This window comes from Sporosarcina thermotolerans (genome assembly GCF_030067815.1).
GTDB lineage: Bacteria > Bacillota > Bacilli > Bacillales_A > Planococcaceae > Sporosarcina > Sporosarcina thermotolerans.
In genome coordinates this window covers 586,580-605,130 of record NZ_CP125968.1, presented here as the reverse complement: position 1 = coordinate 605,130, position 18,551 = coordinate 586,580, and the positions used below count along the sequence as shown (strand labels likewise).

Here is an 18,551-nt window from a genome sequence, read left to right as displayed (position 1 = left end):
ACGCCGCGTCCTGCGGCAACGACTGCATGACCGGCATCCTGCCGGCCTCTGGCATAAGGCAAAGTTGCGGCGTGGTGCTTTTTGCCACAAAGCAAATTTGACTTATGACCCGAGCTTCTGGCGCACGGAGTATAGACGTAAAATAAAAAACAGGCGAATTCGCCTGTTTTTTTATATCGCCTTATACAGCTTCACTCGCCGGCTTCGGAACCATCCGCAATAGAATCCCACCGATGATGAACAAGATCACCAAGCTAAACACTCCGTATGCCGAGCTTCCCGTTGCATGGGCAGTAACCCCCAATAACATTGGTCCCATGACGGCAGCGAACTTCCCAAAAATATTATAGAAACCGAAAAATTCATTGGATTTCTCTTTCGGTACAAGTTGAGCGAAATATGAGCGGCTCAATGCCTGGATACCGCCTTGGGAGGTCGCGACGAGCATTGCAAGTATCCAGAAATCCATCACTGACGATAAGAAAAACGCGTAAATACAAACGATAATATAAACGAAAATCCCAACATATAACATTGCCTTCACCGAAAACCTCTTTGCAAGCCTACCGTATATAAGTGCAAATGGCGCCGCAACGACTTGAGTGACGAATAGGACAATCAAAAGATCGGTCGAACCGATACCCAAATCCGTTCCATATGCTGTGGACATCGAAATGATCGTTCCTACTCCATCAATATAAAAGAAATATGCTAATAAAAAGATGAAAACTGTTTTGTACTTCTTAATTTCCTTAAACGTTTCTCCAAGTCTTCGGAAGCCGCTTGCAAGAATCCTTGGTTCCTGTTCAATTCCATGAAGTTGTACAACATTCTTGAGCATCGGAATCGTGAACGTGAACCACCAAATTCCCGTAATGACGAATGCTAACTTTGTTGCTACCGCCATCGAAAGCGGAATCACTCCGTTGTCAGCTAAAAGAATGATTGCAATACTGATAATAAACGGAATCGTACTACCGATATACCCTAACCCGAATCCACGAGCAGACACTTCATCCATTTTCTCCACAGGGGTCACATCGACCAAAAATGCATCGTAAAATATATTTGCCCCATGGAATCCGACGGCCGTTATCGTATAAATGATCAACAGCGGCAGCCATGTACCGTCAGGCACAAATGCCAAGGAAATCGTCGAAAGTGAACCAATTAGGAAAAAGGTTAAGAAAAACTTCTTTTTTAATCCCTTATAATCCGCAATCGTTCCTAAAATCGGCCCAATCATCGCTAAGATGAACGTGGCAATCGCAACGGTATACGCCAAATACGCTGTCGAATGCGATGACTCAACACCAGCACTCGTCGCCACTGACTTGTAGTAAATCGGAAAAACTGCTGTTGTAATAATAATTGAATAGGCCGAGTTCGCCCAGTCGTAAAACATCCAACTCTTTTCCGTCTTATTAAACTTCTTATTCCCCATTCCCCCACCCCTTTTCAAGAACCTTCATTATAGTCTATAAATACAGTGTACAATTAATAGCCTTGAAACAATAGGTTTTAACTATTAATTTTCTGTTAAGCCTTCACTTCCGCAAACATGCTTTCAATTACTTTGGTCAAAACAAATGGCGTATACTTGAATGCACTTTCCTTGTGAAGACGTTCGGTTAGCTTATGCGCGTCTTTTCCAAATGGCCCGATATTCATCACAGGGGATTGAAGCTGTTGCATCTCCGTAAACGGAATACTATATGTATCTCCCCACACTGGCGTGTTATTTTTGAAAGACTGCCATCCAGTATCCGCCGAATCGTAATTAACGTAGCTCAAATCGGATATTCCATTGAAATAATGCACTTGAGTTGCATTAACATTGAATTCCTCTTTCAACACCCTTTTCGTCAAAGCAATCTTATCCCGGACCAATTCATTATTAGATGAATTGACGGCAGGATAATATGGAGGTGCGTAAAACAATATAGTCGCTGGAGCGAGTTCCTGGCAAATCCTCATTAAATCATCGGTAATCTGCATGGACATTTTCCGTTCGTCAAACGAATCATCAGCCTCTGCGTTTTTAATAATACCCTCTACTTCAGTTGCGCCTAATTTCTTAATCGCATACTCAAGCAATTCCGTGTATTCCAAAACTCGGATATCCCCAATCGGTGTGACGCCCTCCCGTTCACAAATTGCCTTATAGTCATTCGTACATTCAGCCATCGCATTGACAGCGGTATGTTTAAAAATCGTCATAATATCATCTGCATTTTGTCGCATTAAAAAGACATTATATAGAGCCGCAGTATGATGAGAAGTCTGTACGGAATAATCTTCCTTCAAGTCAATCTCTTGTAAACAAACGGGAAGCGGGGTTTTTTCTCCGTATTCCTCTTCAACAAAATGTGGATTGAACTCCATTGCTTTTGTAAGATAGGATGCCATATAATGACCCGTTATCCCACTTAACGGTTCCCCGGCATGGGTTTCTCTCCCATAAAAAAGCGCTGACGGCATAATTTTTCCGATTGATCCCGAGTAGATATAATAGTTTGTATCCTGCGGTTTCTGTGAAAATGAAGGCTCGCCATTCAAAAATAATTCATATTGTAGACCATATTCTGCCCTTAACTCGAGTAACCCCTTTACCGAAGCCCTCATTCCCGAAGAATTCACTTCTTCATCCGGTACTGTCAATAAAAGAAGGTTGATTGGCCATTTTTCAATGCTTGCCTTTTCCAGGAGATGAAGATGTAAAACAAGCCCCATCTTCATATCCATCGTTCCCCGACCGAATAGATAGTCATTGGATTTCAGGTCAGCTTGTACATCCTCGGGTAGATCGGTTATCCTTTTCTTCAATTCTTCCGTAAGTGCGCTCGGATTGAATGCTAACTCTTCCAAGCCACCAAACTCTTCTATATGTACAGTATCGAAATGGCTGATTAAGACAATTGTTTTATTCGTAACCCCACTATCGTAATACGCTGTAACCGCATTTCTGCCCTTACCTGCATCGTGAAAATGGATATGAGAACTGTTTTCTTGAAAGTAGTGCATTTCCAAAATCTTTTTTAAAATTCGTGTTGCAAACTCAATTTCCCCCTCAGTACCCGTTCGACTATCCCAACCTACCACTTCGCATAATAGATCTTCAAGACTCTCCGGAGTGTTCCACTTCATCATTTTTAAGCCCCCCATTTATCTGCCTTTCAAATAAAACTATGCCAATCTGTTTATTAGTTAGATTCTCCACGTGATAGATGTATCCCTTTTTTTCATTCTTCTATACTTGATAGGAGCTAAAAAAAAAAAAGTAACACGATTGTACGGGGGTATTTGATAATGCTATAATTAATAATAATTAGTAATTTCTTGGCCGTTTGCAACTTTAGACCTAACCACTACTACAAAAATCTATCTCCGCAAATCTTGCGCTGTTTTGTATAAGAAAGGGATTATTAAATGCAACCTTCAGATATTGACTGTCCATCCATAAATGAGATATTCAACAAGACGCTGAAAATCCTTCGTAATATTGAAAATGCACTTGATTACTCTTCCGTTGTTGCGATAACAGATACAAAAGGCGTCATTACATATGTCAATGAAAAGTTTTGTGCATTATCCCAATACACAAGTGACGAGCTGATTGGGAAAACCCATCGGATCATTAATTCTAAATATCATCCAACGAGCTTTTTCAAAGAAATGTGGAGTGTGATTCAAAAGGGTGAGGTTTGGCAAGGCGATATTTGCAACAGAGCCAAGGATGGTTCCAATTATTGGGTAAGCACAACAATCGTTCCTTTTCTCGATACCAACGGAAACCCTGAACAATATATCGCTATCCGCCATGATATAACGGCTCGTAAGAGGGCTGAAGAATCTCTTGAAATCGCATTGCAGAACGACTTTCGAACAACCGTGAAAAACTTACAGAATGCTATTTTTAAATATACGACAGCGGAAGACGGCTCTATTGTCTTTACTCTTTTTGAAGGTCAAATCAAAGAGAGTCTCGGAATTTCGGTAGAACTGTTGAATAACAATGAAGTTGACCATTCATTTACCGATGAAGAGTTAGGAACGTTTAAAAATTATCTACAAGAAGGAGTGGCCGGGAAGACTGTCCAATTTGAGTTAACCTATGACGGCCACTCGTTCCTTGTTTACCTTTCTCCGATTGCAAAAGACGGGAAAATTGTTGAAGTCGTCGGCACTGCCAGTGATATTACAGAACGCGTCAAAGCCGAAAAAGCCATAGAACATATGGCGTATTTTGATTACTTGACCGGCTTGCCAAACAGAAGGAATCTACAGGACAAAGTGAAACAAAAAATTAGTCAGACGGACAATCAATTCGCCCTTCTTTTCTTGGATTTGGATCGCTTTAAAAACGTCAACGATACATTAGGCCATCATATTGGTGATAAATTGCTCGTTGCGGTTTCGGAAAGACTACAAGACTTTGTTTCTGAAAATGAAACCGTAGCTCGGCAAAGTGGGGATGAATTTATTCTCCTGATAGATTTCACGGACAAGGCTGAACTGATCAGAAGCATCGACAATATTGTAGAAGGAATTTCCCAACCCTATCTTCTTGCTGACCAGGAAGTCTTCGTTGACCCAAGCATCGGGGTAGCTTTGTATCCTGAGGACGGTCGGGATTACAATACATTAATGCGCAATGCAGATTCCGCAATGTATGTGGCAAAAGAGGCTGGCAAAGGAACATTCCGCTTTTTCACAGAGGAACTTTATGAAAAATTGATGGAAAAGACCTTCTTTGAACGTGAGCTTCGCCAGGCTTTGGATAAAAATCAGTTCGAACTCCATTACCAACCACAATATGATTTGAAAACAGGTCAGATTAAAGGTTTTGAAGCTTTGGCAAGATGGAATCATCCCGATCAGGGATATATCCCACCTGCAAGATTTATTCCTGCTGCTGAAGATAACGGGTTCATCCTTCAACTTGGAAAATGGGTGTTGAAAACTGCCTGTGCCCAGGCAAAGGATTGGCAAAATAATGGTTTTAGCACTCCGTATTAGCGTCAATGTCTCAATGAGGCAATTCAGCCAGCCGACATTTGTTGAAGATGTTAAAAGAATCTTAGCCCAAACCGGCTTGCATCCGTCTTATTTAAACTTAGAAATCACGGAAAGTGTAATGTCCGATGTGCAGCATTGCAAATGCATCTTACAGCAACTACAAGAACTTGGCGTGTCTGTCAGTGTCGATGATTTCGGGACGGGTTACTCTTCCCTTCTCTATTTGAGTAAATTTCCAATCAGTCACTTAAAGATCGACCGGGCATTTATAAGGGAACTAAGCAAAAACAACTCAATGATTGTAAAAGCAATCATCGAGTTGGCAAATAACCTTGGATTAAACGTCATTGCTGAAGGGGTCGAGACAAGTGAACAGGAAGAATTCCTTGAACAATTGTCCTGCAATGAAGTGCAAGGCTTCCTTTATTCCAAACCCCTCCCTCCAGATGAGATAAAACAGCTACTAAAAGACTTATAACCGCACTCCTTTAAGGGGTGCGATTTTTTCAAGATCGAGGTGTACTATGTACAAAACAATTGGAATCGTTGCCCATGTCGATGCGGGTAAAACCACTTTTTCCGAGCAACTGCTCTTCCATACGAATAGCATTCGCCAAAGAGGGCGCGTCGATCATCGTGATGCCTTCATGGATAGCCATGATATCGAGAAGAATCGCGGGATTACCGTCTTTGCGGATCAGGCAACCTTCACTTTCAATGACTCACACTATACGATTATCGACACGCCGGGACACGTAGACTTTTCACCCGAAATGGAAAGGGCCATCCAAGTGATGGATTTCGCCATTATCATCATAAGCGCCGCGGATGGTGTGGAGGGTCATACGGAAACTGTTTGGCAGTTATTGAAAAAACACGGTGTTCCGACTTTCTTCTTTTTGAATAAAACCGACCGGGAAGGCGTCGACTTGGGAACTGTTATAGATGAAATAAGGGGTAGTCTAACGGATGACATTTTTGATTTGGCAGAGTTGGCTAACGGCGGTATATCGGAGGAACTTATTGAATTCATCGCGGAGCGTGATGAGGCATTGTTAGAGCGGTATATGGATACCGGTTATGATGAAGCGATTTGGCTGGACGCTTTAAGGCGGATGATCAGTAGGCGCGATGTCTTTGCATATGGTCACGGCTCTGCGTTAAAAGATATTGGTGTTCTTGGATTTCTTCGTGGGTTCGACCAACTCACCGCTACGTATTATTCAGATGTAGGCGATTTCGCGGCGCGTGTCTATAAGGTCAGGCACGACGAAAACGGACAGCGCGTGACGTTTTTGAAGGTAATCGATGGAGTAATACAAGTTCGGGATGAGATTGCCTATGGGGAAAAAGTGGAGAAGATCACACAGATTAGACAGTACAACGGGAATAAATTCAAGGCGATCGATGCAGCACACGCTGGAGAAATCATTGCGGTGACCGGATTGACGGAAGCCGGTGCTGGGGATCCGATTGGTGCTCTGACTGGAAAAGCAGGATTTGACCTCATCCCGACATTGACGTCAAAAGTCATTTTCAATCCAGCGATCAACGTGAAAGAAATGCTCCGCTGCTTCAAAATTTTAGATGCGGAAGACCCTTCGCTACATGTCGTCTGGAATGAACAAGTCCAAGAAATCCATGTCCATGTAATGGGCGTCATCCAACTCGAAGTATTGAAGCAGATTGTCAACGAACGCTTTCATTTCGATGTATCTTTCGGTGATCCTAAAATCCTTTATAAAGAAACGGTTGGGTCTGCTGTAATTGGGTATGGTCATTTTGAACCTCTAAAGCATTACGCTGAAGTTCATTTAAAAATTGAACCGGCGGAACGGGACAGCGGAATTTCCTTTGACAATGTCTGTCACGCCAATGACTTATCCATCGGCAATCAAAACCTTGTGCGTACACATATTTTCGAATGCCCACATCATGGTTTATTGACAGGGTCCGCATTGACCGACGTGAAAATCACCTTGCTAACAGGTAGAGGTCATAACGAGCATACATCCGGCGGCGATTTCAGAGAAGCGACATTCCGTGCATTGCGGCAAGGACTGGAGAAGGCGGAGAATGTTTTGTTGGAGCCGTATTATGATTTTAAGATCAAAGTCGAGATGGATCATATTGGACGTGTACTTTCAGATATCCAGCAAGCTTTCGGAACTTTTGGGGCGCCGAAACAATCGGTGGAAAAACTGTCGTGATAGGCCGCGTCCCTGTCGCCACATTCATGAATTACAGCACGGTTTTTGCGTCATACACAAACGGAAAGGGTGCGCTCACATTGCAGTTCGGCGGTTATGATGAGTGCCACAATGCATCTGAAGTGATTGAGGCAATCGGCTACAATAAAGACGCTGATCCAGAATACACGTCGACGTCAATTTTCTGTGCGAAAGGCAAGGGCTATCCGGTCCCATGGGATGAAGCGGAAGCCGCGATGCATTTGTTGTGATTGGTTGGTTAAGAGCATTAGGCGCGACTGGATATTCACTTTCCCGCGGTAATTTATGTTGCCCGCGGACAGGTCGAGCCTCGCCAAATGCCTTTGGCCAATTAGGAAACTTACTTTGCTGTGAGTTCGTTATAGGTGAAAGGTCACAAAACGACGATAACTTTGTGAAAGTGACCGATAACTCGCGGAATTTGACCGATAACCAGCGGAGAGTGACCGATAAACTTGTGACATTGACCGATAACCCCGGATCTCCACTTCACCCGCCCATTCGATAGATCAAAAACCGTTCATTTTCATTTTTATCATACAACTGGTCAACTTTAATTTCCTTCCACAGTTCAAACTGCGTATGGTTGTCCATGAATTGCACATATTCAGCCGTTGGATAATAAAGGATGATATCAACCAAGCGTTGTTCTGATTCTGCGGACCAAAGAATATTCCAGACTACCTTCATGAATACCTGTATTGAGAACGGATTAAAGAAATAGAACCGGTTTTCCGATGCATCAATTTGATATTCCTCCGCCAAGCAACGTTCAAAACGTATCGCTCCGCCTGCATGCTTTGCTTTTCGCCGGTAGCTTGCTAAGTTCACAATCGCGTCCTGATAGAGCTGTCCATTCATCTCAATCCCAGCCACCGATGAAGAAAAATGATGATGGACATAAAATGAAACGCGCGCCTTGCCACATCCGAAATCGACAAAACCATCATCCCGCCCTAACTTATACTCGTTGAAAAGCGTATCGAGTGCTTCATATGGTGTTGCTTCGTAGCGATTATAATGAGGAGACTGGCTTAACAATTCAAGTGTCCCAGCCGTTTTTATTTGAAGAAGTTTGTCATACTCTTTTTCATTCATACGAAAACCACCTACCCTATTCCTCATTGTACTTGGCTTCGCGTATAAATGCCAAAACACGGTTCCATGAAATTACCATGGAAACCGCGTTCGGGTTCACTTACTATTTAATTGCGTCAGCGGGTCAACCACCCTTCCTACTAACCGCTTCCTACCGCGACTTTTCTCCGCCTCAATCACTTTCTCATTTCGTGTAAACAGTCGATACACCGATGGGATCAATAGCAATGTAATGAACGTCGCAAACAGCAATCCGGAAATCAACACAGTTGCGAGCGGGGCCTGGTAATTGCCCGATGCACCAGAAGCAAGAGCAAGCGGCACCATTCCGCCAACCGTCGTCAATGTCGTCATGAAAATCGGGCGAATCCGGTTCCTGCCCGCTTCAACCAAAGCTGCTTCCATCGACATTCCAGCCCTACGAAGCTGATTCGTGCGGTCAATCAATAGGATTGCATTATTCAACACAATGCCAATGAGCATGATGATTCCCATCCCGGACAATAGATTCAATTCCATTTGCGTCACGAACAATCCGATAATGACGCCGATTACTGCCATCGGAATGACGGACATGACAATGAGCGGATGCCCTAAATGATTGAACTGTACCGCCATTACAAAGTAGACGAGGAAAAGCGCAATCCCTAACACAAACAGCATTTCCATCATGAGCTGCTGTTGCTGTTCGATATCGCCGGCTACATCGATTGAATAACCGGTCGGTGCATTGAATTCGCTAATGACTTTTTGCACGTCGCGATTGATCGCACCTAAATCTCTACCTTCAATATCCGCTGAAACCATGATGAATCGGTCCCGCCACTATGCGTGATTTCGTTAGGTGTGCGAACAGCTTCCAAGTGAAGAAACTCCGATAGTTTTTTGTCGCCTTCCATCGTCGCGATTTCCAAATTGAAAAGTGTATGACTTGAATCCGTTTTTTCATTCCAGCTTACGATGAGCGGCACATTTTCGCCGTCCAATGCCATTTGTCCAATAGGCATTTCAATGAAAGCCTGTTCAATGAACTGCTTCACGTGTAGTTGCGATAAACCTGCATCCGCAATCGCCTTCTCGTTTAACACAATCCTCTTTTCCTCGGATGTGCGCTCCATCGAGTTTGTGATCCCGACAATTCCTTCAACTTTGCCAAGTTGCCCCATGAAATCCTCCGCAATTGCCTGCAATTGACCAAAGTCTTCCCCTTTGATCATCACTTGTACTGGCGCACCGCTAACTTCGGACAGAGCAAGTTGCACAGTTCGTATCGGCTCCGTTTCCTGGAATTCACGGAGCGACCGTAAAATCTGTTCATTCACTTCCTTCTGCTCGTGAACGACTTTCTCATCTTTCGTCATATTGACGATGACAAACATTTCACTGCCCCCGTTATCCAACACATAACTTGATTCGACATCTTCAATTCCCGCCAACCTGTCGTTCATCAATCGCGCAATCCGCTCTTTTTCAGCGGGCTCCACTCCTGTTTCCACCACGACAACGAGTTCACTGTATCGATTAAAAATGTCCGGCATAACGGTCATCGGTATTTTATTCACAAGGAGAAGCGAACCTGCGAAAAGTCCGAAAAAGAGTGCGATGACAAGTACACAACGGCGCCTTTTCGCAACAATCCATGACACAATCGCATTGTATCCTTTACTAAAACGGCTCTCTTTTCGGCGATCCATGCTGCCCCGATACCGAAGAAAATTCTCCGAAAGGACAGGAATGAGCGTGAATGCTACAAGCACCGAGCTTATCAATGTAAGCGCAACAACAATCGCAAGGATGATCATGAACTCACCCAATCCCCCGCCGATAAAACCGATTGGCAAGAATACAACGATTGTCGTCAGCATGGATGCAAACACGGCACCCGCAACTTCCTTCGTACCTGCAAGAACTGCCTCAAACTTCGAGATCCCAAGCTCCCGCTGTCGATAAATCGATTCCAAAATGACGATCGACGAATCCACCATCATTCCGATCCCGAGTCCAAGCCCGATAAGCGTCAGCATATTGAGACTGTATCCAAGCACATATACCGTTAAAAAGGTCAGCAACACCGATGTCGGAATGGACACCGCTATGATAAGCGTCGCACGGACATTTCTTAGGAATAAAAGCAAAATCGCAATCGCCACGACACTACCAATCAGAATATTGACGACGACCCCATCGATCGATTCTTGCACGAAATCTGCTTGCGCCACCATTTCATTCAACGTAAAGCCCTTCACAAGTCCTTCGTCACGCATTTTTTGAATTTCAGCACGGACGGCCTTCGCCATGTCGATCTGCGTAATATTCGCAGCCCTACCTACCTGAATGAACACCAATTCCTTCGTATCGTTTTTCCATACGAAAGACGAACTTTCCCGAGGCGTTAGTGAAACGTCCGCAATCTCCTTCAGTTGAATGAACCCTTCCGCCGTCGGAATTTCGATACGCTTCACGTCGTCGATATCTGCAAACTTCGAATTCCAGCGTAGAAGTGATGCATCGCTGCCATCCTGCAGTTCGCCAAGTGTTGCTTCCGAATTCGCCTGTGCGATGAACCCTGCTACTTGCGAAATATCCAATCCACGTTTTTTCATTTCTTCCCGATTGAAAGCAATAGACACTTCCTGCTCCGCCACTCCAGATAGATTAACATCTTGAACTTCCTTTAAACTTTCAAGCCGCGGTTCAAGCACATCCTTGGCAAACGCAGTCATTGCTTGAAGATCATCGCCCGACAGATCCATGAAAAACTCATAGCCCGGACGGACGCCAAATTGATAGGCTGCGGCTTCCCTTATTTCCGGATGGCCTGCTTTTGTTTCATTCACCGCAGTCTCAATATATTTCATAACCTTTTCGCTTTGCCCACGGGCAATCGTTATATTGAAAGTGCTACTCCCTACTGCCGTCGTCGATTGAATCTCCTCAACACCTTCAATTCCTGCGAGCCGTTGCTCCAAAGGTGAAGTGATGAACCGCTCCATATCCGTCGCAGCCATATCTCCCGCATCGATGTAGACAACCGCCCCATCCATCCCCACCGACGGCATAATCTCCTTATCCAGTTTAAAAACCGCAAAGCTCCCCAAAGCTACAACAAGCACCGACAATAAACCGACCAAAACCTTCTTCCGAACGATGAACTCCAATACTTTCACGACCATACCCCTTTCCTTGCCATCGGTACTTAGCTTAACAAGTTTTCCCAACCCTAATAACATGCTTCAGACGGATTCTTTCTCAGACTTTTGACGTAATTTGCAAACGGACTTTTAGATTTTTTGAAATAAGGCTATTGACAAATGTAGCCTCTTGAATTACTTTTAACTTAGAAATAGTTTCCTTGAGGAAACTTATTTGACCGGGGAAAGGAGTTTCAAGGATGTGAATTAGAAAAAAGTCATCCTGTCACTGAATTTGTATAGCAACATATTAGACGTTTGTGAATACTATCTCTATGAGAGACCATTTTGATTGGAAATGGTAGGCTAATTTCCTTTTAAAAGTAGGACTTCATTTTTTTAAGCAAAATGTTGCACAAGGGAAACTTTATTCAATGATTATTAATTAGGAGGAAATTGAATTGAGAAAAAAAAAGATTAAGCGTAATTTTAGCAGGGTTGTTGTTATCATCCCTTTTAGTATTGGGGGCATGTTCCAAAGGGAAGACGGATGATAGCAGCTCAGATGGCAAAATCAAAATTGTCACGACGATTGCACAAATTGCTGAGCCGATATCCATTATTGGCGGCGATCACGTTACAGTGGAAAGCTTAATGGGGGCAGGTGTTGACCCTCATTTATACAGAGCGACACAAGGAGATATCAAGAAATTGGAGAACAGTGATATTGTCTTCTATAGTGGTCTAAACCTTGAAGGGAATATGGGAGAAGTATTTGCCTAGTATTAGCAGCAAAAAGCCTGCGATCGGTATTGCTGATTCCATTGCACAAGAAAGTCTACTAAAAGACGAGAATGGAGCAGTTGACCCGCATGTCTGGTTTGACATTGATTTGTGGAAAATCGCTCTCGGGACTGCAACAGATGAATTAATGAAATTTGCTCCAGAACATGCAGATGAATTTAATGCGAACAAGGAATCCTATTTTAAAGAACTTGATGCACTTCTTGCGGAATCAAAAGATAAACTCAGCCAAATTCCTAAAGAAAAGCGTGTATTGGTTACAGCCCATGACGCATTCGGTTATTTCGGCGCGCTTTCGATATTGAAGTGGTCGGTTTACAAGGGTTAAGTACGGAAGATGAAATTGGAATTTCCGATATCGATGATACGATTGCCATACTGACGGAGTATAAGATTCCTGCAGTATTTGTGGAAAGCAGTATTAACCAAAGCTCGATAAAAGCTGTGATTGAAGGAGCTGGAAAACAAGGGCTGGATGTGAAGTTAGGCGGCGAACTGTTTTCTGACGCAATGGGAGATGCTGGTACTACAGAAGGAACGTATATCGGAATGTATAAGCATAACGTGAATACAATACACGATGCACTCTTAGGGGAGGGGAACTAAATGTCTGTACTTAAGGTTGAAAACCTTTCCGCATCTTATAGGAAAAACAAAGTGCTTTATGACGTGAATTTTGACGTTCAACCTGGGTCCTTGACGGGTATCGTTGGACCTAACGGCGCTGGGAAGTCCACTTTGATAAAAGTGATACTTGGATTACACCCATCATTGTCTGGAAACGTGTCGTTTTTCGATTCGACTCTTGCTAAGACAAAATCAAGAGTCGGGTACGTTCCCCAAAGAGGATCAGTTGATTGGGATTTTCCTACAAACGCTTTGGATGTCGTACTAATGGGGCTTTACGGTAAAGTCGGATGGTTTAAATGGCCATCCAAGCAGGACAAAGAACTCGCGATGGAATCGCTCGCTCAATGGGAATGGCGGATTATGCCGATCGACAAATCAGCCAATTATCAGGAGGTCAGCAACAGCGGGTATTCTTGGCACGAGCGCTTGTCCAAAATGCAGATCTCTATTTCATGGATGAGCCGCTCGTCGGCGTAGACGCAGCTACTGAAACGGCCATCATGACAACATTGAAGCATTTAAAATCCGCCGGCAAGACGGTAATGGTGGTCCATCATGATTTATTGACGGTGGAAGATTACTTCGACCATGTCATGCTTTTGAATAAAACCATTGTTGGATATGGGAAAACGAAGGATATCTTCACAAAGGAGAATGTACAAAGAACATACGGCGGGACATTACGCTGGATGAAGGAGGCCTGATCACTATGTTAGATGTATTTTTATCTCCTAACGCGCAGTGGGTTCTGCTCAGCACATTGATATTAGGGACAGCTTCCGGAATGATTGGCTGTCTGGCCTATTGGAAGCGACAAAGCCTGATGAGTGATGCATTATCACACGCTGCATTGCCGGGTGTCGTGATCGCTTTCTCCATTATCGGGTACAAAAATTTACCTTTTATGATTTTAGGAGCTGCTGTCAGTTCATTCCTTGGTGCATGTTTTATCCACTGGATCCGCTCGTCCAGCCGGGTGAAGGAAGATGCTGCGATGGGAATTATCCTATCCGTTTTCTTTGGGCTCGGCGTCATGCTTATGACGGTCGTCAGCCGCACTGGCGGTGGCAATCAAGCCGGTCTCGATAGTTTCATTTTCGGTCAGGCGGCATCAATGGTTCGAACAGATGTCTATACAATGCTGATTGTCGCTATTATCGTCATTTCGGTCATCATTATCGCATACAAGGAATGGAAGCTTTTCTTGTTCGACGCAAACTTTGCAAAGGGCCTCGGACTTTCAACTTCGCTTATGAATGGCGTCTATCTAACGATGCTCGTGCTTGTCATCGTCATTGGCATCCAAGCGGTTGGTGTTATTTTAATGGCGGCATTAATGATCATTCCAGCTGTCAGCGCTCATTACTGGACCCATTCATTCAAGCAGATGCTGTTCCTTTCAGCCATTTTCGGCGGGGGATCCGGCATGATTGGAACGCTAATCAGTACAATGGGCAAAGGGTTGCCGACTGGACCATTTATCGTCATCGCTTCCGCTACCATCTTCACCATTTCGCTTGTGTTCGGAGCACAACGCGGATTGTTGGTTCGTGCAATCCAACTAAGGATGCAACGGAAACATCATAATGTGGGGATTCATTCCATTTCTCGCCAAACTGTGAAGGAGGGCGAATAAATTGAGTTACGAAGGTTGGATTTTACTTACCGCCTCATTAGTCGGGCTCTCTTGTGGGATCATTGGCGTCTTCCTCATTCTTAGAAAGATGGCGATGATGGCCGATGCCATCAGTCATACAGTCCTGTTAGGAATCGTATCCGCTTATTTAATCACTCGAGAGTTAAACGGCATGCCTATGCTGATTGGCGCAATCATTGCAGGTTTGCTGACAGCCGTTTTAGTACAATGGCTCCATTCACTCGGCGTCCAGCAAGACGCCTCTATCGGTGTTGTGTTCACAACACTGTTTGCAATTGGCGTTATTTTAATTGCAACGAAGACAGGTAATGTCCATTTAGATGTGCAGCATGCTTTAATGGGAGAAATCACATTCGTTCCATGGCATACAATGGGTGTCCCGTTGCTTGGTGAAATTCCTCAAGCTACATTCATCTTGCTTATTGTATTTGCGATTGTGCTCATTATGATCTTTGCCTTCTATAAGGAGTGGAAAATTACAACATTCGATGCCGCATTAGCGGCAAGCCTCGGCATTCCTGTCCTGCTCATGCATTATGTATTCATGACACTTGTGTCAATTACGACCGTCGCTTCATTTGATGCAGTCGGCGCCATCATGGTGGTGGCTATGCTCATCACACCGGCATCAGCAGCCTATCTATGGACTGACCGACTGTCTGTCATGTTAGGTCTGAGTGCCCTGTTGGTATCACATCCGCAATAGGTGGGTATTATATCGCCGTCTGGATCGATACATCGATATCAGGGTCCATGGCATTTGCTACCGGGATTATCTTTTTAATCAGCTTTATCGGGTCACCAAAACACGGCTACATCTCACGGTTCATCCGTCCCGAAACATTGCCTGAATAAGCCTCAATTTGATAAAACTCTTCCCAATTGTCTAAAAAAGTGATGCAAAGCCCAATGGCAATCGTGTATGATGAAATAAACAGACAAAAGGGGAGAGGTTTTTTTATGGGAACAATTACGAAAATTGGGCAAATTGGGGTACCGGCAAAAGATATCGAACGGGCAACAGCATTTTATAAAGACCAATTAGGTTTGCAACTATTATTCAACACGGATACGATGGCATTCTTTGATTGCGACGGCGTACGCTTACTCGTCAGCCTACCTGAAAAAGAGGAATTCGCACACGCAAGCTCCGTCCTGTACTTTCACGTGGAGAACATTCAACAGGCGTATGAAAACTACAGGGAAAAAGGGGTTGTTTTCATCGATGAACCGCATATGGTCGCGAAGATAGGACAAACCGAAACGTGGATGGTGTTTTTTAGGGATACCGAGGATAATATGCATGGGTTGATGAGTGAGGTTGTGGTAGGGTAAATAAAGAATGGGGCTGTCTTGAAGGTCAGTAAAAACTGACTGTTCTTGACAGCCCATTTTTTTATTTATTCATCCCAAAGATAATAATCCTGACCTTGTACTGTTTGGAATCCGATTGACTCATAGAGGCGGAGGGCATTGCGATTTTTCGCTTCTACTTCAAGTCTAATCGGGTTGCCAGAAGGTTGTTCCAAATGGACGACCGCTTGCAGGGCTTTGCGACCGTATCCCTTTCCTTGAAAGTCGGGATGAATGACAAATCCATAAATATAGGATTCGCCATCATTTCTGCTCACTCGTATCTTGCCGAGCCTTTTGCCATCTGCTTCAATAATGAAATGCGCGTCATTCGGATAATTTTTCACTTCTTGTTGATGAATGGTGGCATCTTCCAACGACATGCCGAAGCCTAACACATCCAATTCGATTTCAAACGGGACATCTTCCTCGGTAGATTGCCTTAATAGGACGCCACTGCCTTCTTCCAAAGACTGCCGTTTCCACACCATTTGGTACTCAGAAAAGTCGTAGGTACATGGCTGTTTCTCAAGCCACTCTTTTGCAGACTGGGAAGTGGAAGGTGCATTCAAAAGGATCTTTTTATATCCTTTTTCTTTGATGACCAGCAGCGCTTGATGCCATAAATTTGTAAAGTGGTTCTGGTTTCGATGGGCGGGCTTCACCATACCGCAGATTTCAACGGTTGAGCCAAAGCCGTAAAGGGCCAAATACGCAACGAGCTCGCCATCCACGTAATGAAAGAAATCCATCGCTTGATCTTCACGTTGGCGAAGCATATCCCAGTTTAATTTCAATAAATTCCCGTCGTTTGTTTCGCATTCTTTTTGCAAGTTTGCAATTGATTGTAGTTGTTCAGTTGTTAACATTGTGTTCCTCCTCATATTCCTTAAGCTAATTATAAAGGGAGATGGATTAATTAACTATATGTTTCGAAATCAATGAAGTTATCTAATTAGTGTGATAGAGTGGTTTTAAAGGAGGAGAAGTTTGATTGATCATAAAGGAAAAAATAAGTTCATTAAAAGCGGTTGGGTTAGAAGCATTATTGCGACGGTTGCCAAAGAGTCATGCTGATATGCAGATATTGAGAATGAACTAAGGATAACCAGGGCTGGTGATAACGGTGAGAGAATACTGGCAGATGTTTTCAATAAATATCAGTTCCCTTTCGAGCATTACATCTTTCACGATTTGAATCTCCAATCTACTGGGAAATTCCAAATCGACACGCTTTTCCCTGTCAGCAAGGCGCCGTAATCTTGGAAATGAAAAATATTGCTGGCCAGATCAATTTCCGTGAAGAATATAATCAACTGACGCGTACCCTTGAGAATGGACAAGTCGACGCATTTGAATGTCCGTCCGTTCAACTGGAGCGAAATAAAATGCTCCTTGAAGATTGGTTTCATGCACATCAGCTTTCCATTTCCATTCATCATGCAGCGGTTTTCCCCGGCCGCAACAGCAATTTGTGAACCATCGTAAAGATTTGCAGCTTCTCTTCCCCTTTGAAATCCCTATTTTTCTTCGTAGACTTCATTCATTTCACAATGTTACCAGTTCGCTTCCTCTCAAGAAAATCGCGAATATGCTGCATAGTGCCCATCGCGAGTATGATCCTTTTCCTTTGGCATCAAGATATGGAATTCAGCCGTCTGAACTTATTTCGGGAGTTTGTTGTGTCCAATGTGGCTTTCAAGGAATGACTTCAATATACAACGGATGGGGCTGTCAACAATGCGGTCATGTTGATGAGATAGCCCATGTTCAAGCGATAGTGGATTACTTTATGTTGATTGGTTATCGTATTTCCAATAAAGAATGCCGGCATTTTTTACGTCTGGACAACATCCAAAAAGTGAAACGGCTATTAGGGCAACTCAGAATTCCCTTTGAAGGGGAAAAAAGGGGAAGATTCTATATAGCAAACCTTAAAGTGATTAGAGAGCTCCATGATTCGAAGGGGCCAAAGGTAACAAAATGACAATAACTCCTGGGAAATGATCGATAACTATCGGGAAATAATCGATAACTCGTCTGAAATGATCGATAACCCTTGGGAAATGATCGATATCTTCCGGGAAATGATCAATAAAATTATTGCAAGCAACTTTCACAGCGAAAAACCGCTCCAGTCACCTACGACTGAAGCGGTTTTTCATTTAAACAACTCTTTGTACGCCAACGCTTTCAATGCAAGCATCTCTTCTTCCGTCAGCTTGCTTTGAATCTTAGTCAACAGCTCTTGTTGCTCGGATGCCGACATGCCTTGACGCACTTTAACTTGAATATCATTGATTTCGGCAAGGTCGAATTTCTTGAGCAGGACGCGGGTGGCTTCCTCTTTCGTTTTGAAAGGCAACTTAGAGCTATCCGCGTTCTTCCCCTCTTCAATGAACGTACGCAACTCCGGATTATTTTGGATTTCCTTTTTCAAATTGTCCAACTGACCACTCGTCTCTAACTCCGCGGCAACTTGACCCATCACTTCATCTGCAATGAATTTCGTGCCAAAATGATAGACGCCAAATGCAATAAGGGCAAGGACCGCGACTGTTCCTATCAAAAATTTAAATGCTTTCAACTAATTCACCTCAACTTCAGTATCTTCGTTTCCGGCAACAC

11 protein-coding genes and 5 pseudogenes are annotated in these 18,551 nt (G+C 43.7%); 9 read left to right on the top strand and 7 right to left on the bottom strand.

The annotated features are described in order from the left end of the window. Nucleotides 1-181: 181 nt before the first annotated feature. Both QNH10_RS03395 and QNH10_RS03390 read right to left on the bottom strand, forming a co-directional pair. On the bottom strand, nucleotides 182-1,444 hold the full coding sequence (locus QNH10_RS03395) for an MFS transporter (RefSeq protein WP_283733514.1): 1,263 nt from the start codon (nucleotides 1,442-1,444) through the stop codon (nucleotides 182-184). 95 nt (nucleotides 1,445-1,539) lie between these two features. Continuing rightward, nucleotides 1,540-3,150, bottom strand: a complete 1,611-nt coding sequence (locus QNH10_RS03390) for a M20/M25/M40 family metallo-hydrolase (protein ID WP_317940468.1) — start codon at nucleotides 3,148-3,150, stop codon at nucleotides 1,540-1,542. Between the two features lie 279 nt (nucleotides 3,151-3,429). Here QNH10_RS03390 and QNH10_RS03385 point away from each other — a divergent pair, with 279 nt between their 5' ends. From QNH10_RS03385 to QNH10_RS03375, 3 genes and pseudogenes are all read left to right on the top strand, one after another. Next, nucleotides 3,430-5,019, top strand: a complete 1,590-nt coding sequence (locus QNH10_RS03385) for a sensor domain-containing protein (protein ID WP_283733513.1) — start codon at nucleotides 3,430-3,432, stop codon at nucleotides 5,017-5,019. After that, complete coding sequence (locus QNH10_RS03380) at nucleotides 4,997-5,497, top strand: EAL domain-containing protein (protein WP_283733512.1); 501 nt, start codon at nucleotides 4,997-4,999, stop codon at nucleotides 5,495-5,497. Before QNH10_RS03385 ends, QNH10_RS03380 begins: the two co-directional genes overlap by 23 nt. A gap of 46 nt (nucleotides 5,498-5,543) precedes the next feature. After that, a pseudogene (locus QNH10_RS03375) lies at nucleotides 5,544-7,480 on the top strand (GTP-binding protein). 259 nt (nucleotides 7,481-7,739) lie between these two features. On the opposite strand, the gene QNH10_RS03370 reads toward QNH10_RS03375, so the two are convergent. Both QNH10_RS03370 and QNH10_RS03365 read right to left on the bottom strand, forming a co-directional pair. Continuing rightward, nucleotides 7,740-8,348, bottom strand: coding sequence for an SAM-dependent methyltransferase (locus tag QNH10_RS03370; RefSeq protein WP_283733511.1), 609 nt, complete (start codon nucleotides 8,346-8,348; stop codon nucleotides 7,740-7,742). A 96-nt stretch (nucleotides 8,349-8,444) separates the two neighbouring features. Beyond that, nucleotides 8,445-11,521, bottom strand: a pseudogene (locus QNH10_RS03365) (efflux RND transporter permease subunit). Between the two features lie 444 nt (nucleotides 11,522-11,965). Between QNH10_RS03365 and QNH10_RS03360 the strand changes: the two are divergent. From QNH10_RS03360 to QNH10_RS03340, 5 genes and pseudogenes are all read left to right on the top strand, one after another. Next, nucleotides 11,966-12,889 (top strand): annotated as a pseudogene (locus tag QNH10_RS03360) (metal ABC transporter solute-binding protein, Zn/Mn family). After that, nucleotides 12,890-13,617 (top strand): annotated as a pseudogene (locus QNH10_RS03355) (metal ABC transporter ATP-binding protein). It abuts the pseudogene before it with no gap. Between the two features lie 5 nt (nucleotides 13,618-13,622). Beyond that, entirely contained in the window at nucleotides 13,623-14,549 is a 927-nt protein-coding gene (locus QNH10_RS03350) for a metal ABC transporter permease (RefSeq protein WP_283733510.1), read from the top strand. Nucleotide 14,550: 1 nt separating this feature from the next. Continuing rightward, nucleotides 14,551-15,425: pseudogene (locus QNH10_RS03345) on the top strand (metal ABC transporter permease). A gap of 105 nt (nucleotides 15,426-15,530) precedes the next feature. Continuing rightward, nucleotides 15,531-15,905 (top strand): VOC family protein, encoded by a 375-nt coding sequence (locus QNH10_RS03340; protein ID WP_283733509.1) that lies wholly within the window; start codon nucleotides 15,531-15,533, stop codon nucleotides 15,903-15,905. Nucleotides 15,906-15,970: 65 nt separating this feature from the next. On the opposite strand, the gene QNH10_RS03335 is transcribed toward QNH10_RS03340, so the two are convergent. Further along, a complete protein-coding gene (locus QNH10_RS03335; RefSeq protein ID WP_283733508.1) occupies nucleotides 15,971-16,792 on the bottom strand; it encodes a GNAT family N-acetyltransferase in 822 nt (273 codons plus the stop codon). Nucleotides 16,793-17,191: 399 nt separating this feature from the next. Between QNH10_RS03335 and QNH10_RS03330 the strand changes: the two genes are divergently transcribed. Continuing rightward, nucleotides 17,192-17,401: a nuclease-related domain-containing protein gene (locus QNH10_RS03330; protein ID WP_347178039.1), complete on the top strand. Its 210-nt coding sequence runs from the start codon at nucleotides 17,192-17,194 to the stop codon at nucleotides 17,399-17,401. Between the two features lie 465 nt (nucleotides 17,402-17,866). Here QNH10_RS03330 and QNH10_RS03325 read toward each other — a convergent pair whose 3' ends face one another. Both QNH10_RS03325 and QNH10_RS03320 read right to left on the bottom strand, forming a co-directional pair. Then, nucleotides 17,867-18,043 carry a hypothetical protein gene (locus tag QNH10_RS03325; protein ID WP_283733506.1) on the bottom strand — a complete coding sequence of 59 codons (177 nt, stop codon included), beginning with the start codon at nucleotides 18,041-18,043 and terminating at the stop codon, nucleotides 17,867-17,869. 41 nt (nucleotides 18,044-18,084) lie between these two features. Beyond that, entirely contained in the window at nucleotides 18,085-18,510 is a 426-nt protein-coding gene (locus QNH10_RS03320) for a hypothetical protein (protein ID WP_283733505.1), read from the bottom strand. Nucleotides 18,511-18,551: the final 41 nt, after the last annotated feature.